Genomic DNA, 24216 nt, shown 5'->3' with positions numbered 1-24216 from the left:
ACAACTGAGGTAATTATGGCTAAATTAAGAAGTGCAACAACAACAGAAGGTCGCAAACGTGCTGGGGCGCGTGCTTTATGGCGTGCAACAGGGATGACAGATAAAGACTTTGGTAAGCCAATTATCGCTGTTGTTAACTCGTACACTCAGTTTGTACCAGGGCACGTTCATCTTAACCAACTCAGTGAGCTAATGGCCGAAACCATCACCGAAGCGGGTGGTGTACCAAAAGAATTTAATACCATTGCAATCGATGATGGTATCGCAATGGGTCACGGCGGCATGCTGTATTCACTCCCATCGCGTGATTTAATTGCTGACTCAGTGGAATACATGGTTAATGCACACTGTGCCGATGCCATGATCTGTATTTCTAACTGCGACAAAATCACCCCAGGGATGATGCTGGCAGCACTGCGTTTAAATATCCCCGTTATTTTTGTATCAGGTGGTCCAATGGAGGCGGGTAAAACACGCCTTGCTGATATCGACATTAAACTTGATTTAGTGGATGCCATGGTAAAAGGCGCTGATACCTCAGTAAGCGATGAAGACTCAGACAAAGTTGAGCGCTCTGCCTGTCCTACTTGTGGTTCATGTTCGGGCATGTTCACTGCCAACTCAATGAACTGCTTATTAGAAGCGATTGGCTTGGCACTGCCGGGTAACGGTACCACACTTGCAACGCATAAAGACCGTAAACAACTTTACGTTGAAGCGGGTGCGCGAATTGTTGATTTATGCCGTGAGTATTATCAAAAAGATAATGCAGCAGTATTACCGCGTGCTATTGCTAATCGCACTGCCTTTATGAATGCCATGGTGGTTGATATTGCCATGGGTGGTTCATCAAATACGGTTTTACACTTATTAGCTGCAGCGCAAGAGGCAGGTGTTGATTTTGATATGTCGCACATCGATGCGCTTTCTCGCAAAACTCCTTTCCTTTGTAAAGTGGCACCCGCAACCAATAAATATCACATTGAAGATGTACACCGCGCTGGTGGCATGATGGCAATTATCCGTGAATTAGGTAAGGCAGGCCTTGTCGATTTATCTGTTGATCACGTGGCGGGTCATACTATGGCTGAAATGGTGACTAAATGGGATGCGACTGACCCTAATAATGAAGTGGCGCAAAAATTCTATAAAGCAGGCCCAGCGGGTATCCGTACTACAAAAGCAATGAGTCAAGAATGCCGCTGGCCAGAACTTGATAATGACCGTGAAAACGGCTGTATCCGCAGTGTTGAAAATGCCTTTCGTCAAGATGGCGGCTTAGCAGTACTATCAGGTAACTTAGCCCTTGATGGCTGTATTGTTAAAAGTGCCGGTGTCGTTGAAGAAATGCTGCACTTTGAAGGCCCCGCAGTTGTATACGAATCACAAGATGATTCAGTTGAAGGGATTCTTAACGGTGAAGTGAAAGCGGGTGATGTGGTTGTTATTCGCTACGAAGGACCCAAAGGCGGCCCAGGCATGCAAGAAATGCTGTATCCAACGAGTTACTTAAAATCAGTGGGCTTAGGTGAAAAGTGTGCGCTTATCACAGATGGCCGTTTCTCGGGTGGTACATCGGGTTTATCTATTGGTCACGTTTCACCAGAAGCAGCAAGCGGTGGGGCAATCGCCTATGTTGAAAATGGCGATAAAATAGTAATTGATATCGCAACCCGTGAAATCACCTTAGCCCTGTCTGATGAAGAGCTTGAAGCACGTAAACAAAAGCAATTAGCACGCGGTAAAGATGCGTATAAACCACTGGACCGTGATCGCTATGTTTCATCTGCACTTAAAGCTTATGCGTTACTTGCAACCAGTGCAGACAAAGGGGCTGTGCGCGATTTAGCAAAACTTGAGGAGCTTAGTTAATTATGGTTTCTCAAGAGCTCGATTATTTTCGCGCTATCATTCAAGCGAACATGGAGCCGCTTGCAAAAGTCACCGAGGTCAGCGAAATGGCTGATCTTAGTGCACGGCTAGGCAACCATGTGTGGTTAAAGCGTGAAGACCAACAACCGGTTTATTCATTTAAACTTCGTGGTGCCTTTCATAAACTGAGCAAGTTGCCAAAAGGCTCTGATGTGATCACCGCTTCAGCGGGTAACCATGCGCAAGGTGTCGCACTCAGTGCCTCATTTTTAGGGCATAAAGCAACGATTGTAATGCCAGTCACAACACCAGAAATTAAAGTGAATGCAGTGCGTGCGTTAGGTGGTGAAGTGGTATTACACGGCCATCATTTTGATGCAGCAAAAGCCCATGCTTTAGAGCTTACTGAGCAGCGTAATGGGGTGTTTGTGCCACCGTTTGATGATCCCGATGTGATTGTTGGCCAAGGTACGGTTGCCCGTGAATTAATGCAGCAACTGAATGACCTTGATGCCGTCTTTATTCCTGTTGGCGGTGGTGGCTTACTTGCAGGCATGGCTGTGTATATAAAGTCGTTACGTCCTGATATCAAAGTCATAGGTGTTGAAGCTGATGAGAGTGCTTGCCTAAAAGCCGCGCTTGAAGCAGGCAAGCCCGTTGAGCTTGATCGTGTTGGTAGCTTTGCAGATGGCGTAGCCGTAAAAGTTATCGGCACAGAAACGTTTCGTTTAGCACAAAAATTTTGCGATGAGGTTGTCACTGTAACGGGCGATGAAATCTGCGCCGCAATGCAAGATATCTTTGTTTCAACCCGCGCTATAGCGGAGCCTTCAGGGGCGCTATCAACAGCGGGTCTGAAAAAGTGGTGCCAACAAAATGGGGTGAAAGGCTTAAACGTGGCTGCGATTTTATCGGGTGCGAATTTAAACTTTGACCGCTTACGTTATGTTGCTGAGCGAACGGCGCTAGGTGAAAAGAACGAAGCACTCCTTGCTGTGACGATTAAAGAAGAGAAGGGCAGCTTTAAGCAGTTTTGTAACTCGTTAGGCGGCAGGGCCATCACCGAGTTTAATTATCGCTATGCAGGTCCTGGCGAAGCGCAAATTTTTGTCGGTATTGCACTAAGGCAAGGCCAACAAGAGCTTGATGAGCTAAAAGCGGCACTGACAGAAAATGATTATACATTTTGCGATCTATCAGATAACGAGCTGGCTAAATTGCATATTCGTTATATGGTGGGAGGTAAAGCGCCAGCCCAACTTCATGAGCGATTACTGCGCTTTGAGTTTCCTGAATACCCAGGTGCATTAGCACGATTTTTAGATACCCTTGGTAGCAATTGGAATATCACTTTATTCCATTACCGCAATCATGGTGGATCGATTGGTAATGTGCTGGCTGCCTTTGCGATTGAACCGAGTGATTATGAGGTATTCAATGAGCATTTGAACCGTTTGGGATACAACGTTCAAGATGAAACGAACAATCCATGTTTCACCCAGTTCTTAACTAGCCAAGGTCAAGAATTGAGTGAAGTCAAAGCAGCTAATCAGTAACTAAATATAATCAAGACTGCTAATGAGGAGTCTTGATTTTCCCTCTATTTTTCCTATAGTTAATGCACGGTTTCAAGCAAGGATGTTGCGTGCAAGGTATAAAAGGCCTACTAGGGTTAACCTGTTTAATGTTCTCTATGAGCGCACAATGCGCTGATAAAGTTAGCCTACAACTAAAATGGACTCACCAGTTTCAATTTGCAGGCTACTATATGGCTGCAAAGAAAGGCTTTTATAAGGAAGCGGGCCTTGATGTTTCCATAATACCTGCCGATCCGAATGCGCCAGATACCTTCCCAAAACTGTTAAGTGGCGAAGCCGATTTTGCCATCACTCACTCAGGCATATTACAAAAGCGCCAGCAAGGCGCGCCAGTTGTTGCCCTTGGAGCCATACTGCAGTTTTCGCCATATTGTTGGATGGTAAAAAATAACTCAGATATTTTTCAGCCCAGAGACTTTGCTGATAAGAAGCTTAGTAAAATCGGTTCAGTTGAAAATGCAGAGTTATTGGTAATGTTGCAACGCGCGGGGCTTGATCAACAAAGTTTAATAGCTGCAAGTCATGAAGGGGGCATTGAACAGTGGCTTGCCGGTGACTTAGATGCGGTGCAAGTTTATGTCACCAATGAGCCCTACACGATGACATTACAAGGAGTGGGTCATCGACTCATTTGTCCGCAAAAGTTTGGTTTGAATGTGTATGGTGATATTTTATATACCAGCGAAGCAATGGTTGAAAAAAATCCAGATATCGTTGAGCGCTTTTATCATGCAAGTATTAAAGGCTGGCGTTACGCGTTATTACATTTAGAAGAGAGTATTGCCGTTACTCAACATGATTATGCTACTCATAAAAGCTTACAAGAGCTTGCTTATGAAGCAAATGTATTAACGAGTTATATTAAGCCGCCAGGCGTAAATCTTGGCAGTATGTCGATGGCAAAGTGGCGTTTAATTGCTGAATTATATGGCCTAGATCAAACCGAGTTTGACCGCGCGTTTAAAAACTTTATGTATCAACATCAAGATGATGGCGGCTTTGAATTATCTTGGATGCTTATTCTAGCTATTGTACTGAGTATTTTATGCATCCCTCTTTATATCCGTTTAATCAGCAGTGGTAGGCGTTAAAGGGTGAAAAACTGTTATAATCACTTTTATTTTTTGTCGTTTAGAAGTTATGACGCTTGCTCAGCAATTTATTGCCTTAGATACGCTGCTTTTTAAAACTCGCCAATACTGGCAATGCACCGCCTTCGATTTTGATGATCTTCCTTGGCCTGAATTAGCCAACTTACTATGGACGCTGGATGACCAACAAGTTAGCGAGCTTGATGCCGATCAGCCAGCTTTATATCGTTATTTTGCTGAGGCAATTGAGGGCATCGACCAGTTGGCTCTGTTGTGTGAACTGCCAGCTATCAGTACTGCCCGTAATGAGTTTCCGTTTTGGATAAGTAATGGCATTAAAGGTCGTAAATTTGAGCAACTACAAGACTTTGTTGCAGCGATTAGTCAGCAGTCATTAAACCGGCCTGTTTTAGAGTGGTGTGCAGGTAAAGGGCATTTAGGTCGTATGCTGGCATTCAATGGTGCGCCAAGTGTACATAGCATTGAGCTGCAACAGCACTTATGTGAACAAGGCCAGCACAGTGCTACACAACAGCACTTGGCAATGCAGTTTTCACAAGCTGATGTATTAACCGACAACACCGATGATTTTTTTGAAAGCCAGCAGCATGCTGTGGCTCTCCATGCCTGTGGTCGTTTGCATCAAACATTTATGCAGCAAGCAAGCAAAGCGAAAACCCAGCAAATCAGCTTTTCACCATGCTGTTATCATTTATTCACAGATAACGCTTATCAAGCAATGAGCGAGCCAGCAAAACAAAGTCAGCTTGCGCTTACGCATCGTGATTTAAAACTGGCACTACAAGAAACGGTAACGGCACCGAGTCGCGTCGATAAGGTAAGAAAAACAGAGGTTGAATGGCGTCTTGGGTTTGATGCGTTACGTAAATCAATCACTGGTGAATTACACTATGTGAGTGTGCCGTCAGTGAACAAGGCAATCTTCTCTGATTCTTTTGAATCATTTTGTTTATGGGCGGCTGAGAAAAAATCATTACCCCTACCTAAAGGTATTGATTACAATGAATTTTTAGAGGTAGGCAAAAAGCGCAAAAGGGTCACCGAGCGAGTTGAACTCGTCCGACATGTGTTCAGAAGGGCAATTGAAGTTTGGCTCGTGCTCGATCGTGCTTTATATTTGCAACAACAAGGATATCAAGTAACGGTGAGCACGTTTTGCGAGAAACAGCTGACACCAAGAAATATCTTGATCCAAGCTAATTATTAAAAACCGTAAAGAGGCGCAATGAGAAAGTTAAAAAATTTATTCGAAAATAATAGACGTTGGGCAGCACGTACGAGTGAAAATGACCCTGAGTTTTTTAAAATTCTATCAATGCAGCAAAATCCAGAGTACTTATGGATCGGTTGTTCTGACTCGCGTGTACCTGCAAACGAAATCGTAGACTTGTTACCGGGTGAGTTATTTGTCCACCGTAACGTAGCAAATGTCGTTGTTCATACCGACCATAACTGCCTTTCAGTGATGCAATACGCTGTTGAAGTGCTAAAAGTAAAGCACATCATGGTAGTAGGTCACTATGGCTGTGGTGGTGTACAAGCGGTATTAAACGAAGCACGTTTTGGCTTAATCGATAACTGGCTACGCCATGTGGGTGATGTAAAAGAAAAACATATCGAACAACTCAATGCATTACCAGAGCAAGAGCGTTTAAATAGCTTGATCGAACTAAACGTTATCGAACAAGTGCGTAACGTATGCCGTACTAATATTGTGCAAGATGCTTGGGCGAAAGGCCAAGAGTTAACAATTCATGGTTGGGTGTATGGTTTAGCAAATGGTCATTTGAACGACCTAGAGTCGGTCGTAACCTGTGCTGAAGAAGCCAGTGATACCTATGGCATTGCAGTAAAGCGCGTTTTTGAACGTGTTGCTGAAAAAAGCTAATAAGCAAAACTAGCTAGATAGAAAAAAGGAGAGCGAATTCGCTCTCCTTTTTTATTGTTCGTCTTGTTTGCTAGCAAGTTGTTGCTCTAATAAAGCCACTTTTTCTTCAAGCTCAGTGAGTTTTTCACGAGTACGAATAAGTACTTGGCTTTGAATATCAAATTCATCACGGCTTACAAAGTCCATCTCAGCAAGTTTGTTTTGAATAGCTTGCTTGGTTTTACCTTCGACTGTTTCGGCAAGGTTTTTCACGCCTTGCGGCATGTTATCGGTGATTTGCTTAGCGATTTCTTCAAGTTTTGCTGGGTTGATCATCTTCGTCCTTTGAGTCACGTAAAAAAACAATCTTACCTTATTGGCTAGGCGTAGTGTAGTGATTACGGTAAAATTGCCCGTCCTGTCTTTGGATAATTTCTTTAGGGGCTTATGAAACTCAACCCAAAACAAGATGAAGCGGTAAAGTATATTAGTGGGCCGTGCTTAGTATTAGCCGGTGCGGGCTCAGGTAAAACGCGTGTTATTACTAATAAAATCGCTTACTTGGTGCAAAAGTGTGAGTATCAAGCACGCAATATTGCTGCGGTAACCTTTACCAATAAAGCGGCGAAAGAAATGCGTGAGCGTGTAACGCAAACACTTGGCAAGCAGGAGTCGAAAGGCTTATGGGTTTCAACGTTTCATACCCTTGGGCTTGAGATCATCAAAAAAGAGTTAACGACGTTAGGTTTTAAACCTGGGTTCTCATTATTTGATGATCAAGATACCAACCAGCTATTAGCTGAACTGACCGAAGAAGAGCTTAAAAAAGACAAAGATCTACTCAACCTTCTGAAGATGCAAATAGGTAGCTGGAAGAACGAATTGATTCTACCTGAGCGTGCTATTCGAGAAGCCCGTGAGCCACAAAAAGCGTTGTTTGCTCAGCTGTATGCGCGTTATCAAAATCAATTGCGTGCTTACAACGCCCTTGATTTTGATGATCTGATCATGATCCCCACCTTATTGTTAGGCCAAAATGCTACGGCACGTGAACGTTGGCAACAGCGTTTTCGTTACTTGCTGGTGGATGAGTATCAAGATACTAATACCAGTCAGTATCAACTGGTTAAGCTATTGGTGGGTGAACGCGCTCGTTTTACCGTGGTAGGCGATGACGACCAGTCTATTTACTCTTGGCGTGGTGCTAAGCCACAAAACCTTGTGCTATTGAGTAAAGACTTTCCGGGCTTGCGTTTAATTAAGCTTGAACAAAATTACCGAAGTGCTGGGCGAATTCTTAAAGCGGCGAATATTTTGATTGCCAATAATCCTCATGAGTTTGATAAAAAGCTATTCAGTGAGCTAGGTTATGGTGAGCCTATTAAAGTGATTGGCTGTCGTGATGAAGAGCATGAATCTGAACGAGTGGTCGCTGAGATCATTTCACATAAATTTATGAAGCGCACTAGCTATAAAGATTACGCGATTTTATACCGTGGTAACCATCAAGCGCGTGTGTTTGAAAAAGCACTCATGAGCAACCGCATTCCTTATAAGATCAGCGGCGGCATGTCGTTTTTCTCTCGTTCAGAAATCAAAGACATCATGGCGTATTTACGTTTGTTAGTGAACCAAGATGACGACAATGCCTTTTTACGTATTGTAAATACGCCTCGCCGTGAGATTGGTACGGTGACACTGGAAAAGTTAGGCACCCTAGCTAATGAAAAACACATTAGTTTATTTGCTGCCTGTTTTGAACCTGAGCTTGCGCACCGATTAAAAGGGCGTGGCTTTAATGCCTTAGCTGGCTTTGCCCGCTGGGTGGTTGAGCTTTCTGATAATGCGGTACGGGGCGATACCCTTGAAGCTGTAAAAGAGTTAGTTAGGCAAATTAATTACGAAGCATACCTATATGAGTCGTCACCGAGTGCAAAAGCCGCTGAAATGCGCATGAAAAACGTCTCTGAGCTTTATCGTTGGATCACCGATATGTTAACAGGGGACGCAGACAATCCACCACTGAACCTTGCCGAGGTGGTTAGTAAACTGACCTTACGCGATATGCTTGAGCGTAACGAAGAAGAAGATGAATCTGATGCGGTACAATTGCTGACTCTGCATGCTTCAAAAGGTTTGGAGTATCCGTATGTGTTCATGGTAGGCATGGAAGAGGGCTTATTACCGCACCAAGTGAGTATTGATGAAGATAACGTTGAAGAAGAGCGTCGTCTTGCTTATGTAGGGATCACGCGTGCTCAGCAAGAGCTGGTCATGACCTATGCTAAGTTACGCCGTCAATTTGGTGAAACCTCAGACACAGAGCTGAGTCGCTTTGTGCAAGAATTACCACAAGATGATCTAGCCTTTGAAGCGAAGAAACCACCGTCTTCACAGGCTGAGCGTATGGAGAAAGGCCAAGCACGAGTCGCTAATCTAAGAGCCATGCTTAAGAAGTAATACTTTGTACTGTTTGTGAAAAAGGACTAAAAGGGGCTAGGGCGTGTTGTTTGCCTATAAACAAGGATAAACCGTGCTTATCTAACAAGGTGCGGTAGTTAAAAATCGATGGCCCCTTGGCGATTACCTGAATATTTTGGATATTCGTAATGGCCAACACGCCTTGCAATTGTAGGTGATAATTATCTTGTTGGAGCACACGTTTACTGAAAGTAGAACTAAGTAGTAAGTAATCAAAGTTAAACTCAGTCAGTAAATTAAGCTCACATCTGTCTTTTGCGAACTCGTTTAGTCCTACCGAAAACCCTTGTTCAATTAAGCTTTTTAAGTTTTCAATTTGTACCGCAGATGCATAACGTATTTCTTGCTCATTAAATAACAAACACATTCTCTGTGCGTTGTGTGCATTTAATAATTGGCGTAACGATTGAAAATTAATACGTTCTAACACTAAGCCTGAACAGGGGAAGAGTACTTTTTGTAAGTTAGCATTATGGGCTAATTCGAAAGCTTGTTTTAATAAGCTAAGCTCCACTTCGAAATGTTGAACTTTATCGGTTGCAAACTTTTTCAATACCTCAAAACTGGTACTGCCAAGCACGGGGTGTTCACCAAATGCTTCCAATAATGACTCAGCTCTAGATTCCTCATTGAGTGTGATGATTTCTGCGCTTCTAAAATGCATTGGCAGATCATCAAGATGATGCATACTCTCGGTTTCATGTTGAGAAGTGGTTGTATTCAATAAAGGGTGGAAGCACTCAAAACGGTTACGCCCTGCATTTTTTGCATAATACATCGCAGCATCTGCATCACGAATAATTTCATCGGTATGTTTATAACTTGCTTTTGAGTAAGTAATGCCAATACTTGCGCCACTTTGAACGCACTGACCTTTCATGCAGAAAGGTTTTTTCATTATCTCAATAATACGTTTTGCAACATCTTCTGCTTGCTGTCTTTCGGTTAAATGATTTAACAGTACCACAAACTCATCACCGCCTAGGCGAGCTAATAAGTCGTGCTCTCTTATACAATGTGAGAAAGACTCGGCAACACCAATTAAAAATTGATCCCCTGCTTGGTGACCAAGTTGATCATTTATATCTTTAAATTTATCTAAATCAATAAATAAAACCGCAAATTGTTGCTCAGGATAACGTTGATAATGTTGTAATGTTTTTTCAAGTTGAGTTAAGAATAAGCTACGATTGGGCAAGCTGGTTAGTGAGTCATGATGTGCATCATGATATAGCTGTTGTTCTATTTTTTTACGCTCTTCAATTTGCATTTGTAAATGCATATTTGCTTGGCGGAGTTCTTTCGTTTTTTCTGTAACCCGTTGCTCAAGTTTTTGGTGGCTCAGCTTTAACTCTTGGCTTGCTAAATGAGCCTGAATTACGCTTGCTATTTGATGTGATACAAAAGTAATTAATTCGCAATCATCTTGGCTAAATTCATGTTTATTACAATAAGCTTGGCAAACAATAAGACCAATGACCCCTTGTGACGTTTTTAGTGGTGCGCCTAACCAACTGGTTGCTCTTCTTTGTGGTGGGACATCGATAGGGCGTTCAATGACGCCTAGTTTTATTAAATCTTTTGCTCTTTGCTCATCTATCACTTGGCACTTTTCTGTACTAAGTACTAATTCACTGTAGCCTTTGGCGAAAGGCCTAGGTTTTGCGTTGTCATTAAATTCATCGACGCAATAGGGGAAGCTTAACCAATTAGTTGTTTGATCATACAAGGCAATGTATAGGTTATCGGCATAGGTGATGGTTTTAATAATTTCATGCACATGGGCATAGACGTCTTCAACGTTTTTACTCAAAGTTGCCAGCTCTGAGATTTTGAATAAAATTTGTTGGCGATCGAGTGCTTTTTTACGTTGTAAAATTTCATCATTTAAAGCTTGGTTACTTTGCGTCAGTGCACGGGTGCGAATTTTTACTTCAGACTCAAGTAACTCGCGTTTTTTCACCCGTTCGATTGCTGTTGCAAGGTAAAGCGACATGACTTCTAGTAGTTCTATTTGCTGCTCTGTATAGTTTTGTGCCTTGTCATAACTTTGCGCGACCATGACACCAATGATGGCTTTCTCACGGTAAACGGGTACGCCTACCCAATGCTCTGCTGGCGTGCCGTATGCTTTAAACAACCCCTTCTCAACGGCTTCTTGTGTTTGCTGTTTAGAAAAATAGCTTGTTTTGCCGTGCTTAAATACGTACCCAGTTAAACCATCTTTGAAGAAATGTTCATATTTTAGAGGGACAGACAGGCCATCTTTTTCATCGGCAAAATAAGAAAGTTCAAGGTTATCTGTAACAGGGTTATTTAGTACGACATAAAAGCTTTTACTGGGTATAAAGTCTTGAAGAATATTATGAATAGCAGGGTAGAGCAGGGTTAATTCGGCAACAGTACTTGCTTGCTCTGAAAGTTGTAGTAGAGCATGCTGCAAGTGATGTGATTGCTTATATTTCTTTATAAGCGATTTTAAGCGAGCATTTTTATGGGCTAGCTTTTCAATGTGTGTTGCTGAATCTTCCAATGATTTAGAACCAGTTATTATTTTTGTTTATTTATTGTTCTCTATAGTTCCACTTTTTTCGTAGATCGTCAAGTAGATGATGGTCTCTATTAGTAGTGAAGATATGCGATTATAGGTACGAATTGCTTGGGTTTGAGAGGAGTTAAAGAGCAAAAAAAAGGGCTTAACAGAGTTAAGCCCTTCGTCGTTATTTATTTAGCAATTATTTGCTAGTCATAAAGTCGATTGCTGCACTGATTTCTTCATCAGAACAGTCCATACACGTCCCTTTCGGCGGCATGGCATTGAAACCATTGATTGCGTGATCTAATAAGGTATCTTTACCTTTCGCAATTCGAGGAGCCCAGTCATCTGCTGATTTAGGTGCGCCAAGAGCACCTGTGCCGTGACATGCAAAACATGCGGCTTGATAAACTTGTTCACCAGAACGTGGACCTGTTGGCTCAGCAGCAGCAGCCGCTTTATCACCTTCTAGATATACAGAACCAATTGGCGCTAGACGCTTTTTAATGGCATCTTCAGTCAAAGAGTTGTCATATGCTTGCGCATATGCCGTTGTTGCTAGCAGTAATAATGCAGCTGATAGTTTTTTCATTTTGCCTTGCTCACTTCGATTTGAACGTGATCAATCACGATATATATGACGGAAATTAGAACGATTATAACGCTAAGCCACAATTTATAAAATGATCTGAAAGGCTTTTTCTTTATAAAAAGCGTCATTTTTTGCGTTAGCGCAATAAAAATTAGCTGCTTAAATAGCGCACTATGCCAATTCGAGTACTTTTTTAACGAGTTTTTGAATCCCTGCATCAGCATCTAATAAACTCTGCGCTAACATATAGGCGGGTGTGGTGACGACTTTATGTTGCTCATCAATAACAATATCGTCAACAGCACACGCTTGGTGATCGCCGCCTAGCTTTTCGATGGCAGAGGCTGTGTCTGTATCATTACCAATGGTTGTTTTAACACCTTGACCGTAAATAAGAGGTAGCATAGCGGGCGCAATACACATATAACCTGCGGCTTTATTAGCTTTAACAAAATCTGTACAGGCTTTTAGTACGTCATTTTGCACCTGAGCTGCAGGGCCTTTTACTGCAAAGTCAGATAGATTTTTAGCGGCACCAAAGCCACCTGGGACAATTAACGCATCAAATTCATTTACCTTTAACTCTGTAATTGCTTTTATATCACCACGAGCTATGCGAGCAGCTTCTACTAACACATTACGATTAGGCGCCATTTCTTCACCGGTTAAATGATTGATTGTGTGTAGTTGGTCAATATCGGGTGCAAAGCATTGATAAGACGCACCTGCTTTTGCAATGTGCAACAGGGTAAGTACTGCTTCGTTAATCTCTGCGCCATCGTAAACACCGCAACCTGCTAAAATAACAGCCACTTTTTTCATTTGATATCTCTCCTTAATGCAACTGGGTTTAGTGTAGCAAGTATCTAAGTAAGACCACAAAATAAAATAATTTTGTCGTTAAAATGCTCGCAACATACGATGAATCGCTGTTTATGCCTTTTCATAAAATACTAACGTTAAAAAAAGTATAAAGGATCGCTATGATCTTTGATCCATTGTGCTAGAATACTCCTCCGGTTATGGAAAGGGACGTTATATTCGTTGTCGAATAGACACAGGAAGTGAATAGATAAAACCGTTTTCCACATTGGGTAAAATAATAAAAAAAGAACCTCGTATTATCTTTTTTAAATAAAAACATAAACTTACATAAAATTCCTAAGTGTAAATCTTCTTCGGGAGGATTGCTTGTGGGTTTTATCTACAAAGTTATCCACAGCTTGCTATTATAGAAACCGTTATTGGTTAATAATTCACAGTCGTTTTCTTCATAGCCTTATGGCATGCTTACAGACAATTTAATGTTATTCAATTAGGATCCAATTTCACCATGGCTCAGATCCCTGAAAATCCACTTGTTCTTGTTGATGGTTCTTCTTATTTATTCCGTGCATATCATTCGCCACCACACCTTACTAACTCAAAAGGTGAAGCGACAGGCGCAATCTATGGCGTAGTTAATATGCTGAAAAGTTTGATCAAACAATATGATCCATCACACATGGTGGTAGTGTTCGATGCCAAAGGTAAAACCTTTAGAAATGACATGTACAGCGAATATAAAGCCAACCGCCCACCAATGCCGGATGACTTACGCACACAGATCGCACCACTGCATAACATTATTAAAGCAATGGGTTTTCCACTTATTAGTATTGAAGGTGTTGAAGCGGATGATGTGATTGGTACCTTTGCACGTATTGCCTCTGAACAACAACGTCATGTGCTGATCTCCACGGGCGATAAAGACATGGCGCAGCTTGTTAATGAACACGTAACGCTTATTAACACGATGACCGATAGCATTTCAGATCCAGAAACCGTGGTTGAGAAGTTTGGCGTGGGGCCTGAGCTGATCATTGATTACCTTGCCTTAATGGGCGACAAAGTCGATAACATTCCTGGTGTTGATGGTTGTGGTCCAAAAACGGCGGTGAAATGGCTACAAAAATATGGATCATTACAAGGGGTGATTGATCATGCTAGTGAAATCAAAGGCAAGATTGGTGAAAAGCTTGCTGCAGCACTTGATCATCTACCACTTAGCTATGAACTAGCGACGATTAAATGTGATGTTGAGGTTGAATCGGAGCTTGAAAATTTCAAACTACAAGAGCCTAATCGTGATGAACTGATTGCACTCTACGGCGAATGTGAATTCCGCCGTTGGTTGGCAGAACTACTGGATAACCCTAAAGACGCTGACACACACTTGGATGTGCCAACAGAAGCTAACGAACTACCAAAAGTCGCTGATGCACACTACGAAACTATTTTAACTGAAGAGCAACTTGATACTTTAGTAAAGCAATTAAATGACGCTGAACTTTTTGCTTTTGATACTGAAACAACCAGCCTTGACTATATGCAGGCGCAATTGGTTGGCATGAGCTTTGCGGTTAAAGCGGGTGAAGCAGCGTACATTCCAGTTGCTCACGATTACCCTGATGCGCCTGAGCAATTAAGCTTAGAAACCGTTATGGCAAAAATTGGCCCAATCCTCGCGGATGAAAACAAAGCCAAAGTCGGACAAAATCTTAAGTACGATAAAAGCGTATTAGCTAACGCCGGCTTTGAATTAAACGGTATTAAGTTCGACACTATGTTGGAGTCGTATGTTTTTAATAGTGTGGGTAGCCGTCATGATATGGACTCGTTGGCACTTAAATACCTAGGCCATAAAAATATCAGCTTTGAAGATATCGCAGGCAAAGGTAAAAAACAGTTAACGTTTAATCAAATTGAGCTAGAAAAAGCGGCGCCGTATGCCGCAGAAGATGCTGATATAACACTTCGTCTTCACCAAGTGCTATGGCCAAAAATTGATGCTGACAGCCAATTAAAATCAGTCTTCGAAGACATTGAGTTACCACTCGTTTCTGTGCTGTCTGATATTGAACGTACCGGTGTAGCGATTGATAGTAATATGCTTGCTGCTCATAGCCAACGCTTAGGCGAACGCCTGTTAGAGCTTGAGCAAGAAGCTTATGATATGGCTGGTGAAAAGTTTAACTTAGGCTCGCCTAAGCAGCTGCAAGCAATTTTGTTTGAAAAGCTAGCACTTCCCGTTATTAAGAAAACACCAAAAGGCGCACCTTCAACAGCTGAAGAAGTATTGCAAGAGCTGGCTCATGACTATCCGTTACCTAAGGTGATTATCGAACACCGTGGTTTATCTAAACTAAAATCAACGTACACAGATAAACTACCGCTAATGGTTAATGAACGGACAAAGCGAGTACATACCTCTTACCATCAAGCAGTAACAGCAACAGGGCGCTTAAGCTCAACGGATCCTAACTTGCAGAATATTCCAATTCGTTCGGAAGAGGGACGTCGTATTCGTGAAGCCTTTGTTGCTGCAAAGGGGCATAAGATAGTGGCTGCGGATTACAGCCAAATTGAATTACGTATCATGGCGCATTTATCACAAGATAAAGGTCTACTTACCGCGTTTGCTAATGGTTTAGACGTACACAGTGCAACGGCCGCAGAAGTCTTTGGGGTAAATCTTGAAGACGTAACCAGCGATATGCGCCGTAAAGCAAAGGCTGTTAACTTTGGTTTAATTTACGGTATGTCGGCGTTTGGCTTATCACGTCAATTAGATGTACCACGTCATGAAGCACAGCATTATATTGATAAATACTTTGAGCGTTTCCCAGGTGTGCTTGAGTACATGGAAACAACCCGTGAAAAAGCAGCTGATAAAGGCTATGTAGAGACTATTTTTGGTCGCCGATTACATTTACCAGAAATCAACGCAAGAAACGGGGCTCGTCGTAAAGCGGCAGAACGGGCTGCTATCAATGCACCAATGCAAGGCACCGCTGCTGATATCATCAAAAAAGCGATGCTGAAAGTTCACCAGTGGGTAAACGCACAAGCTGAAGGTTCTGTTAAATTACTTATGCAAGTACACGATGAATTAGTGTTCGAAATTAAAGAAGAATCTGTGGACGATTATAAAGCAGAAATTTGTAAGCTAATGTCTGAAGCCGCCACGCTTGATGTACCACTGATTGTTGAAGCCGACAGTGGTGACAACTGGCAACAAGCTCACTAATCGCTGAATTAGGAGCCGCGAGTATAAAATACAAGTGGCTCTGCAGGATTAAAATGTAGTCGCGGGTTTATCCCGCGCTTTCACTTTTATAGATTTCGCGATATACAATCACTCCTTCCAGTTTGGCCGACTTACAGCCACAAGATTACTCACGTAAATGATTAAGTACTTCACGGCAAAACGACTCCTTATAAAGGAAAAGTTACTTACGCCACACGTTGAATAACCGATAATGTAAAACGGCTTTTATTGTAAAATTAAAGTTAACAAGAAAAGACCGTTTTATCGTTTCGTTATATGTTTATCAATTCGTGTTTTTTAGTAGCAGATTTAATTTATTTTTAACTGAGTATTTGCTAAAGTCCGCGCCGTCCTCATCCTGTAGGACATCCTGTTGATGATGCATCTGAAAAGATGCAACGTATTGATAGCTTCTCCCCAGTTTGCTATACCGACTCACTCCTTGTTGAGTGAGTCGCTTTTTCTTTGTCTTATCATACAATTCATTGCACAAATTAACCTAGATGATACCATCAAAAGTGATTCTTATTTACTTTCGAAGGAATGCGTTATGTTTAAATCTATGGCAATTGCTGCCTTTTCATTATCGAGTTTATTAGTTGCCCCTTTAGCCAGCGCAAACTGGCAAGTTAATAATGAGCAAAGCAAAGTGAGCTTTGTCTCTATCAAGAAGAATTCAATCGCTGAAGCACACCATTTTAAAAAGCTATCAGGAGGCTTGAACGAGCAAGGTCAATTAAAATTAATGATTGATTTGACGTCTGTGGAAACTCTTATTCCAATTCGTAACGAGCGTATGACTAAATTACTGTTTGAAACACATGAATTTCCAAACGCAATTTTGACGGCAGATCTCAGTAAAACACTTGCAACCCTTAAACCAGGCCAACATGTACTAAAAGGTTTAAAGGCTGAATTAGACTTTCATGGTAATAAGAAAGAGTTAACGATTGATGTACTTGCTAATATGTCACCGAAAGGCGATGTAACCGTATCATCTCTTACGCCAGTTATTATTAATGCAAGTGATTTCAAAGTAACAGAAGGCATCAGCGAATTACAAAAGCTAGCGGGTTTACCATCCATTGCAACAGCTGTCCCTGTTACTTTTTCGCTCACGCTTGATAAAGAAAAGTAATGCAATCGCTTGCTGAGTTAGAAGCCGCCCTTCAGACACCCGATAAACCGTTTGATCAATGGCAGCCACAAAGTTGTGGGCAATTGCCAATAACGATTGATGCGCAAGGGCGGTGGTTTTATGCCGGCAGTGAAATAAAACGCGAGGCAATGGTTAAACTCTTTGCCTCCGTGCTTTGCCAAGAAGCTGACAGCTATTTTTTAAAAACGCCTGTTGAGAAAATGGCTATCACAGTCGATGATGTCCCCTTTATTATTGTTGATTGGCGTTTTGAAGAGACTGAACAAGGTCGTGCGCTTTGCTGTGTTGATAATTTACAGCGCAACTGGTTGGTATCAGAAAAACAGCCATTAGAGCTACGTGAATTTGCTGGGGTGAGTGTACCTTACTTACAATTGGCCCATGGCTTGGCTGCAAGGGTATCGAGAAAGGTGTATTATCAGTGGGCGGAAATAGCCTGCTCAGACGAGCAGGGCTATTACATAGCATCATTAGCCAAGCGTTATTACTTAGCCTGATTGGTTACGCTTCTGGTTGTTCTTCAGACTCAGGTGCTTGAGCTTCAATTGGTCCTAAAAACCACTCATCTAGCTTTTTAGCAACTTCAGGTAAGCCTGTGCCTTTTAGTGAAGAGAAGGCATGAACTGTAATATCACCCTCTAAGCTACTTAACTCACGGCGAACGTGTAAAACTTGCGCTTTGCGTGCGCCTTGTTTGAGTTTGTCGCACTTGGTTAATAGTGCCAGCACTGGAATTTCACTGCCCACAGCCCAGTCGATTAAGTCACGGTCTAAATCTTTTAACGGATGGCGAATATCCATTAAAACAACGATACCTTTTAAGCTTTGACGCTTTTGTAAGTATTCACCTAGCGACTTTTGCCATTTTTTCTTCATTTCGATAGGAACTTTAGCGAAACCGTAACCCGGTAAGTCGATAAGGCGTTTATCGGCATCAAGTTCAAAGGTATTGATCAACTGAGTACGACCTGGTGTTTTAGAAGTACGTGCTAATTTTTGATCTGTTAAGGTATTAAGGGCACTTGATTTACCCGCATTCGAACGACCAGCAAACGCGACTTCAATCCCCGTATCAGCAGGTAAGCGTGAGATATCAGGTGCGCTAGTAACAAAGGACGCAGTATTATATTTGATACGAGATTTGAGCACAGGCTCTCCTAGTCTTTTAAAAATAATGGTTGTCAGTGGCCTAAATCCACTCAAGGCTCGTATTTTATACTATTAAAGCAGCATTCAAAAGCGTATTTAAGAGTGCTAAGCTGGCTTTGAATGAGGAAAATTTCTAGGTAGAAACTTAATCTAAGTCAAATCCCTATAAATTATGAGCTTAATGTGGGCAGAAAACGTGCCAGAGAATTTATTATCGTGTAGAATATAGAAATCACAACATCCATATTGTAGATGATACAGGGTCGGAAACAGAGAATTCACCATGAAAAAAATAGCACTATCTTTAACTATATTGCTTGGTACGTTGTCAGCAAGCAACGCAACAGCATTTGATGGCGATGTAAACGCAGGTAAAGAGAAATCGGCAACGTGTGCGGCTTGTCACGGCCCAGACGGTAATGCACCGGTTACTATCTACCCTAAAATTGCAGGCCAACACGCAGATTATATCTATAAACAATTACAAGAGTTTAAATTAGGTATGACATCTGGTGGCAAAGAAGGTCGTATGGATCCAGTCATGAGTGGCATGGCAATGCCACTTAGCGATCAAGACATGAAAGATCTAGCAGCTTACTTCTCTTCTTTAAATATGTCTGAAGGTACAACACCTAAAGATGTAGTCGAAGTGGGTCAACAGCTTTATAAAGCAGGCGATGCTGAGCGTGGCATTCCAGCATGTGCGGCGTGTCACGGTCCTCGTGGTAACGGCACGTCACTTGCTAAATTCCCGAAAGTTTCGTTTCAACATCCTGAATATATTAAGTCGCAACTTGAAAAGTTCCGTGATGGCACGCGTAATAACGACTTAAACGGTATGATGCAAGACATCGCTAAAAAACTAACAGATAAAGACATCGAAGTGCTTTCAAAATACTTAGGTGGCTTACACTAAAGTCTGATTGCGAGCTGTATTGCTTCGCACTAAAATTTATTTAGTTTGGAAAAAGCAGCGTAAGCTGCTTTTTTTATCTTTATCCTGTGTCGAAATATCCTACTCTTGTGTGAGACATTGACCATACCTTGGTGTGAGCTAAGTCTTATTTTTATTTTATCTTTAAATGTAACTTATTGTTATTGAATGAAATGAGCTCGTTTCAATATCTTCAATGTAAGAAAAGTTATATAAATTAGTTGTAACAAAATTATTAATAAGTAAATTAACCACTGTCGCTGAAACAATAAAACAACATGGACAATGTTAATAAGGAAAGTCATTGCGGCGAATCTTTAGGGGTAGACACTGGTTAGGTGTCCTAAAGGAAATAACAAAAAAGTGTCAGGATTGACCGAGAATAATAAAAGCTCATGGAAGTTTAATAATAAAAACAAAATGGAATGCTACACGGAAGGTAAAAATAATAACAAAATGGAAAACAATAATAATAAAAATAATAAAGACTAAAAAAGTCGAAGGGAGAAGTGTCCAGATAACTGGCGCTCAGATTAGTAGGCGGTAGAGATGTTTTCTCTACCGCCTTTTTTATTTGTCCTGTTACAATAGCCCCCGTTTATACGATAAGTATAAAAAGTGCGCAGGTTATCGTGTTGACCAATATCATCCGCACACACCAAATTCTTCTGGTTATGCCAGCATTACAATGCCTAGAGGCGTTGTGCACAACCTCTTAAGTGAGACGATCAAGATATGAGTAGAAAGAAAAAGTCGCGTAAAATTCCATCGAATGGTCCAGTACGTCTAAGTAAAGAAAAGCTTAGAGAAATGCGCGCATTAAAAGAGCAGCGAGTAAAGAAAACAAAAGGGGCAAAAGCCGGTACTCGCAATGCACCTGATGCTTTAAAAGATGATAAAGCGACAACAAACAGTCAGCCTAAAGATAAGCGAACGGGCAGTAAAAAGCCTGTTTCATTGGTGGCACCAAAAGCTGAACCAAAAGTTGAAATGAAACGTAACTTAAAACCAATGGTTGAGCTCAAAAAGGTGAATGAGCCTGAGTTAACGCCAGAGCAAGAGTTAGAAGCACTTGAAAGTGACGAGCGCCTGCTTAAGCTTGTTGAGCGTCATGAACGTGGCGAGTTACTAACAGGCAAAGATGCCAAATACTTTAACAGCCGTATTGCGCGTCACCAAGCGCTCTGTGAGCTTTTAGGTATTGAAGATGAAGATGATGATTACGAAGACGACTTTGAAGATGACTTTGACGCTGAAGGTGAGTCTGATTTTGATAAGTACCTATCAGATGATTTAGCGAATGAGTGGTTTGATGAAGACGATGAGGATGAGCGATGAGCATAACCTTGATTATTGCCATAGTAATTGGTGCGGCAATTATCGCAGGGCTTGCGTTTTATGCAGGACAACTTCTGTATAAATTAAAAGAGCAAAATAAGCTGATCGCCAAGAAGCAGGCTGAGCATGAGCAGCAGCTTGCAGCATCAAAAATGAAACGTAACGCCAAATTGGCTGATAGCATTCACTTGATAGCGCGTGCTATGAATGAAGAGCAGTGTGAATTTTCAGAAGGCTGCTTACGTATCTGGGTATTGATGTCTCAATACAGCTTTGCTGAAGAGTTCGAGTTGAGTGAGCGCTATCCTGGCATTTTTAAAATGTACGAAGTGGTCAAAGATATGCCAACTCACGATGCCCGTAAAAAATACTCTAAAAAAGAGGTTTTCAAGATGGATACAACTCGTTGGCGTGCAGAAGAGCAACATAGCGATGAGATAAAAGCAGATTGTGCACGTTTGATCGAAGAATTTAAAGCTGCACCTGGCAGTGAAAACGTCGTATTCAATTAAGCGGGTTGGTAAAGCCGTTATAAAAAAGCAGAGCATTTTATTGCTCTGCTTTTTAGTTTGGGCGTGAAAATATCAAATAACCCGTGAAAAACGTGTTTGTTTGATTTGTTGTTGTAAGTGCGCATCAAAGCACATACAAATAATACGAATAAATAAGTTACCACGTGCAGTGACCGTGATTTTATCTTGGCTAACTGACACTAAACCATCAGCACGTAATGGCTCGAGAGCGAGTAGAGCTTCACTGAAATAGCTTGTAAAGTTAATTTTAAACTGCTGCTCGATTACAGGAATATCAAGCTCAAACTGACAAATCAGTTGTTTTATTACAGCTGCACGCAAGGTATCGTCATCACTGAGTAAAACACCTTTACATACCGCGCTGCCAAAACCTTCTTGCACAGCTTTATAATAGTGCTTAAGCTCTTTTTCATTTTGTAAAATGGCATTGCCAATTTGCGAAATTGACGACACACCTAAGCCTAATAAATCACATTGACCATGTGTGGTGTAGCCTTGGAAGTTGCGGTGTAACTGACCTTCGTTTTGTGCAATAGCGAGCTCATTATCTTTACGGGCAAAGTGATCCATACCGATAAACTGATAGCCTGCAGCTAACATCTGCTCAAGCGTATTTTTAAACATTGTGAGCTTGTCACTAGCAGACGGTAAGTCGGCATCCTTAATTTTACGCTGCGCTGCAAATCTATCTGGTAAATGAGCATAGTTAAATACCGAGACGCGATCTGGGTTTAATTCAATTAACTGCGCAATCGTCTCTTTAAAGCTCTCTGGAGTTTGTAGTGGCAAACCGTAAATCATATCTGCATTAATTGATTTGAAGCCAAGCTCACGAGCCTCACTGATTAAACCTTTTACTGACTGCACGCTTTGCGGGCGATTAACTGCCAGCTGTACAGCATCATTGAAATCTTGAATACCAAACGAGACACGATTGAAGCCAAGCTTGCGCAGGTGTACTAGCATGTCATCAGCTAAAGAACGAGGGTCAATTTCAATACCGCGCTCGGCATCATCAGCAAAATTAAAGTGCTGCTCAACCAATGCCATTAAACGGCTCATTTGCTCTGCCGATAGAAAGGTTGGTGTTCCCCCCTAAATGCAGTTGTTCAACGCTATAATCAGCAAATAGCGTTGCCTGCTCAGCAATCTCAAGCGCCAAGTTATCCAGGTATAAATCGGCTTTCGATTGATGACGAGTGATCACTTTATTACAACCGCAGTAATAACAAAGCTGACTGCAAAATGGGATATGGATATACAAAGATAAAGAACGGCTCTTCGAGGCCGCAATCGCATTGATCATATCTTGTTGTTTATAACCATCAGCTAAAGACAATGCGGTGGGGTAAGAAGTGTATCTAGGCCCAGAAATATTGTATTTGTTGATCAAAGATTGATCCCAGCTTGGTAAATTTATCACAGTCAGCACTCCGCAATTAATAGAGTGACCATTTTAACGAGTTTACTCATTCTGCTATTTGATCTAGGACAATATCAACGCCTACAAACTAGCCAGCATAGCAGAGGTAATTGAAAAATAGATAAGTTTACTATTTGAGCAGTTAGAGTATTGATTGTTAAAATAAAGAGTTTTGCTAGTGACAAGGCTAAAAAAAGTTTTTATACTGCAACCCGCTTTAGAGACTTATGTCTACAAACGCATCTAAAAAATTAGCTTTCGCTAATAGCATGGCCCCTTAGCTCAGTTGGTTAGAGCACACGACTCATAATCGTTAGGTCCCCAGTTCAAGTCTGGGAGGGGCCACCATTTTTACAAGCTTTCCAAGTAAACACCTACTAACAGAAACTACCCAAACTATTTTTAAAATAATTTACGAGCTGTATTTGCTTTTGACCAACAAGAACATTCAAGTATAGAAAGCAATCAAAAATTGATGTACCCTTTTTCTTTTATTAACGAGGGAATGTTATGTCAACTGAAAAAATGATCGAACGAAATATAGGTGTATTGCGCGATAAAATCAGAAATGCAGATACAAAAACCGTTATGGGCTGTGTTGCGATTGCAACGAGCGCGGATATGTTATCTGGTGCAAAACTATCTAAGTCACAATACAGTCATATTGTTAATAGCCCTCAGCGATGTAATTTAATCAAAATCGCTTTATATAAAGATTTAACTAGATTAATAACAGAGAAAGCTATACCCAAATTATTATCTGCTGCAGATCCAACTTCAGATTTATCTAAAGTAGCTTTTATGTCCGAAGCATCAGCTGATGCCGCTGGCGAGACTTTAGAATTAAAAACTGGTATACCTGCATTTAAAACAGCAGCTGTTTTGAATGCATTAAGTGCAGGTATTCAAATTAAAACCATGTGGGATATACAGGCGATTGAAAGTAGCTTTGCGCAAAGCCCAGTGCAGTTTGAAAAGTTATTCGCCGATTGGAGAAGCTGGAATATCGCAGAGCGTTATCAGGTGGCACAATGAAAAAGTTTTTAGTTTTATTATTACCAAGTACATGCTTTGCACAGTTTTCAGATTTATCTTTGTGTGAGGATAAGCAAACTATGCTAGGTATGGACTTTTATGATAAGTGCGTAGGTGTAGCAGACGCATCTGTACATAAATTAAAGTCTGATATAACAGCGAAGCAACTTTATGATTACATCACAATGGGCATCAAAGATGTGAACGCTTTGGAAAAACACCTTTCTGATGACTTGATTGGTATAGTGCACGCATTAATATCGATTGACCCAAACCCGCTTTATTACACGACTGTTGGTAATAATATTTTAGTGAACACAAGAGAAGGGCTAAATATTTTTGAAAAGCATGATGGCTACTGGTTGCAAAAGTTAGTATCAAATAGACCTCGTGAGGAATATGATTCATCCGAAAACTAATTCAATATTGAATAACCATTTAAGTAAACCTCACTCATACAGCTTGAGGTTTAGTGTAGATTAAAAATTATTCGCCGC

19 protein-coding genes, 1 tRNA gene and 1 pseudogene are annotated in these 24216 nt (G+C 41.3%); 15 read left to right on the top strand and 6 right to left on the bottom strand.

Annotated elements, in window-relative coordinates; genetic code table 11:
• The first annotated feature begins 15 nt into the window (after positions 1 to 15).
• The 5 genes from ilvD (at position 16) to can (ending at position 6470) form a co-directional block, all read left to right on the top strand.
• Positions 16 to 1872 (top strand): dihydroxy-acid dehydratase, encoded by a 1857-nt coding sequence (gene ilvD / locus L0Z67_RS15130; RefSeq protein ID WP_405128204.1) that lies wholly within the window; start codon positions 16 to 18, stop codon positions 1870 to 1872.
• Positions 1873 to 1874: 2 nt separating this feature from the next.
• Positions 1875 to 3428 (top strand): threonine ammonia-lyase, biosynthetic, encoded by a 1554-nt coding sequence (gene ilvA / locus L0Z67_RS15125; protein WP_062568499.1) that lies wholly within the window; start codon positions 1875 to 1877, stop codon positions 3426 to 3428.
• Between the two features lie 128 nt (positions 3429 to 3556).
• Positions 3557 to 4561, top strand: a complete 1005-nt coding sequence (locus L0Z67_RS15120) for an ABC transporter substrate-binding protein (protein ID WP_193989001.1) — start codon at positions 3557 to 3559, stop codon at positions 4559 to 4561.
• A 49-nt stretch (positions 4562 to 4610) separates the two neighbouring features.
• The gene (locus tag L0Z67_RS15115) at positions 4611 to 5789 is read left to right on the top strand and encodes a methyltransferase (RefSeq protein ID WP_062568500.1); all 1179 of its coding nucleotides are present in this window, start codon (positions 4611 to 4613) and stop codon (positions 5787 to 5789) included.
• Between the two features lie 18 nt (positions 5790 to 5807).
• Positions 5808 to 6470: a carbonate dehydratase gene (gene can / locus L0Z67_RS15110; RefSeq protein WP_062568501.1), complete on the top strand. Its 663-nt coding sequence runs from the start codon at positions 5808 to 5810 to the stop codon at positions 6468 to 6470.
• 51 nt (positions 6471 to 6521) lie between these two features.
• Here can and L0Z67_RS15105 read toward each other — a convergent pair whose 3' ends face one another.
• Complete coding sequence (locus L0Z67_RS15105; protein WP_054561163.1) at positions 6522 to 6785, bottom strand: ubiquinone biosynthesis accessory factor UbiK; 264 nt, start codon at positions 6783 to 6785, stop codon at positions 6522 to 6524.
• Between the two features lie 111 nt (positions 6786 to 6896).
• On the opposite strand from L0Z67_RS15105, the gene rep reads away from it, so the two are divergent.
• Entirely contained in the window at positions 6897 to 8909 is a 2013-nt protein-coding gene (gene rep, locus L0Z67_RS15100) for a DNA helicase Rep (protein WP_062568502.1), read from the top strand.
• Here the strand turns inward: rep and L0Z67_RS15095 are convergent.
• The 3 genes from L0Z67_RS15095 to elbB all read right to left on the bottom strand — a co-directional run bounded on the left by L0Z67_RS15095 (position 8899) and on the right by elbB (position 12880).
• Positions 8899 to 11463, bottom strand: a complete 2565-nt coding sequence (locus L0Z67_RS15095) for a diguanylate cyclase domain-containing protein (RefSeq protein ID WP_062568503.1) — start codon at positions 11461 to 11463, stop codon at positions 8899 to 8901. The two genes, rep and L0Z67_RS15095, sit on opposite strands and share 11 nt — an antisense overlap.
• Before the next feature lie 202 nt (positions 11464 to 11665).
• Positions 11666 to 12058 (bottom strand): cytochrome c5 family protein, encoded by a 393-nt coding sequence (locus tag L0Z67_RS15090; protein ID WP_062568504.1) that lies wholly within the window; start codon positions 12056 to 12058, stop codon positions 11666 to 11668.
• 171 nt (positions 12059 to 12229) lie between these two features.
• A complete protein-coding gene (elbB, locus tag L0Z67_RS15085) occupies positions 12230 to 12880 on the bottom strand; it encodes an isoprenoid biosynthesis glyoxalase ElbB (protein ID WP_062568505.1) in 651 nt (216 codons plus the stop codon).
• Positions 12881 to 13391: 511 nt separating this feature from the next.
• On the opposite strand from elbB, the gene polA reads away from it, so the two are divergent.
• From polA to L0Z67_RS15070, 3 genes are all read left to right on the top strand, one after another.
• Positions 13392 to 16127 carry a DNA polymerase I gene (gene polA / locus L0Z67_RS15080; protein WP_062568506.1) on the top strand — a complete coding sequence of 912 codons (2736 nt, stop codon included), beginning with the start codon at positions 13392 to 13394 and terminating at the stop codon, positions 16125 to 16127.
• 571 nt (positions 16128 to 16698) lie between these two features.
• Positions 16699 to 17286, top strand: a complete 588-nt coding sequence (locus tag L0Z67_RS15075) for a YceI family protein (protein ID WP_062568508.1) — start codon at positions 16699 to 16701, stop codon at positions 17284 to 17286.
• Positions 17286 to 17804, top strand: a complete 519-nt coding sequence (locus tag L0Z67_RS15070; RefSeq protein ID WP_237114515.1) for a DUF1285 domain-containing protein — start codon at positions 17286 to 17288, stop codon at positions 17802 to 17804. The genes L0Z67_RS15075 and L0Z67_RS15070 overlap by 1 nt, the downstream gene beginning before the upstream one ends.
• A gap of 4 nt (positions 17805 to 17808) precedes the next feature.
• Here L0Z67_RS15070 and yihA read toward each other — a convergent pair whose 3' ends face one another.
• Positions 17809 to 18456 carry a ribosome biogenesis GTP-binding protein YihA/YsxC gene (gene yihA / locus L0Z67_RS15065; protein ID WP_062568510.1) on the bottom strand — a complete coding sequence of 216 codons (648 nt, stop codon included), beginning with the start codon at positions 18454 to 18456 and terminating at the stop codon, positions 17809 to 17811.
• 283 nt (positions 18457 to 18739) lie between these two features.
• Here yihA and L0Z67_RS15060 point away from each other — a divergent pair, with 283 nt between their 5' ends.
• The 3 genes from L0Z67_RS15060 to L0Z67_RS15050 all read left to right on the top strand — a co-directional run bounded on the left by L0Z67_RS15060 (position 18740) and on the right by L0Z67_RS15050 (position 21240).
• On the top strand, positions 18740 to 19372 hold the full coding sequence (locus L0Z67_RS15060; protein WP_062568511.1) for a cytochrome c: 633 nt from the start codon (positions 18740 to 18742) through the stop codon (positions 19370 to 19372).
• Between the two features lie 753 nt (positions 19373 to 20125).
• Positions 20126 to 20728, top strand: a complete 603-nt coding sequence (yihI, locus tag L0Z67_RS15055) for a Der GTPase-activating protein YihI (RefSeq protein WP_062568512.1) — start codon at positions 20126 to 20128, stop codon at positions 20726 to 20728.
• Complete coding sequence (locus L0Z67_RS15050) at positions 20725 to 21240, top strand: DUF2489 domain-containing protein (RefSeq protein ID WP_193987880.1); 516 nt, start codon at positions 20725 to 20727, stop codon at positions 21238 to 21240. Before yihI ends, L0Z67_RS15050 begins: the two co-directional genes overlap by 4 nt.
• A gap of 72 nt (positions 21241 to 21312) precedes the next feature.
• Here the strand turns inward: L0Z67_RS15050 and hemN are convergent.
• Positions 21313 to 22684: pseudogene (hemN, locus tag L0Z67_RS15045) on the bottom strand (oxygen-independent coproporphyrinogen III oxidase).
• A gap of 271 nt (positions 22685 to 22955) precedes the next feature.
• Between hemN and L0Z67_RS15040 the strand changes: the two are divergent.
• The 3 genes from L0Z67_RS15040 to L0Z67_RS15030 all read left to right on the top strand — a co-directional run bounded on the left by L0Z67_RS15040 (position 22956) and on the right by L0Z67_RS15030 (position 24138).
• Positions 22956 to 23032 (top strand) — tRNA-Ile (locus L0Z67_RS15040).
• A 162-nt stretch (positions 23033 to 23194) separates the two neighbouring features.
• Complete coding sequence (locus tag L0Z67_RS15035; protein WP_062568515.1) at positions 23195 to 23719, top strand: hypothetical protein; 525 nt, start codon at positions 23195 to 23197, stop codon at positions 23717 to 23719.
• Complete coding sequence (locus L0Z67_RS15030; protein ID WP_062568516.1) at positions 23716 to 24138, top strand: hypothetical protein; 423 nt, start codon at positions 23716 to 23718, stop codon at positions 24136 to 24138. The genes L0Z67_RS15035 and L0Z67_RS15030 overlap by 4 nt, the downstream gene beginning before the upstream one ends.
• Positions 24139 to 24216 lie beyond the last annotated feature (78 nt).

This window comes from Pseudoalteromonas sp. PB2-1, from assembly GCF_045040605.1.
In the GTDB taxonomy this organism is placed as follows: domain Bacteria; phylum Pseudomonadota; class Gammaproteobacteria; order Enterobacterales; family Alteromonadaceae; genus Pseudoalteromonas; species Pseudoalteromonas arabiensis.
This window is presented reverse-complemented; position numbering and strand designations above follow the sequence as displayed.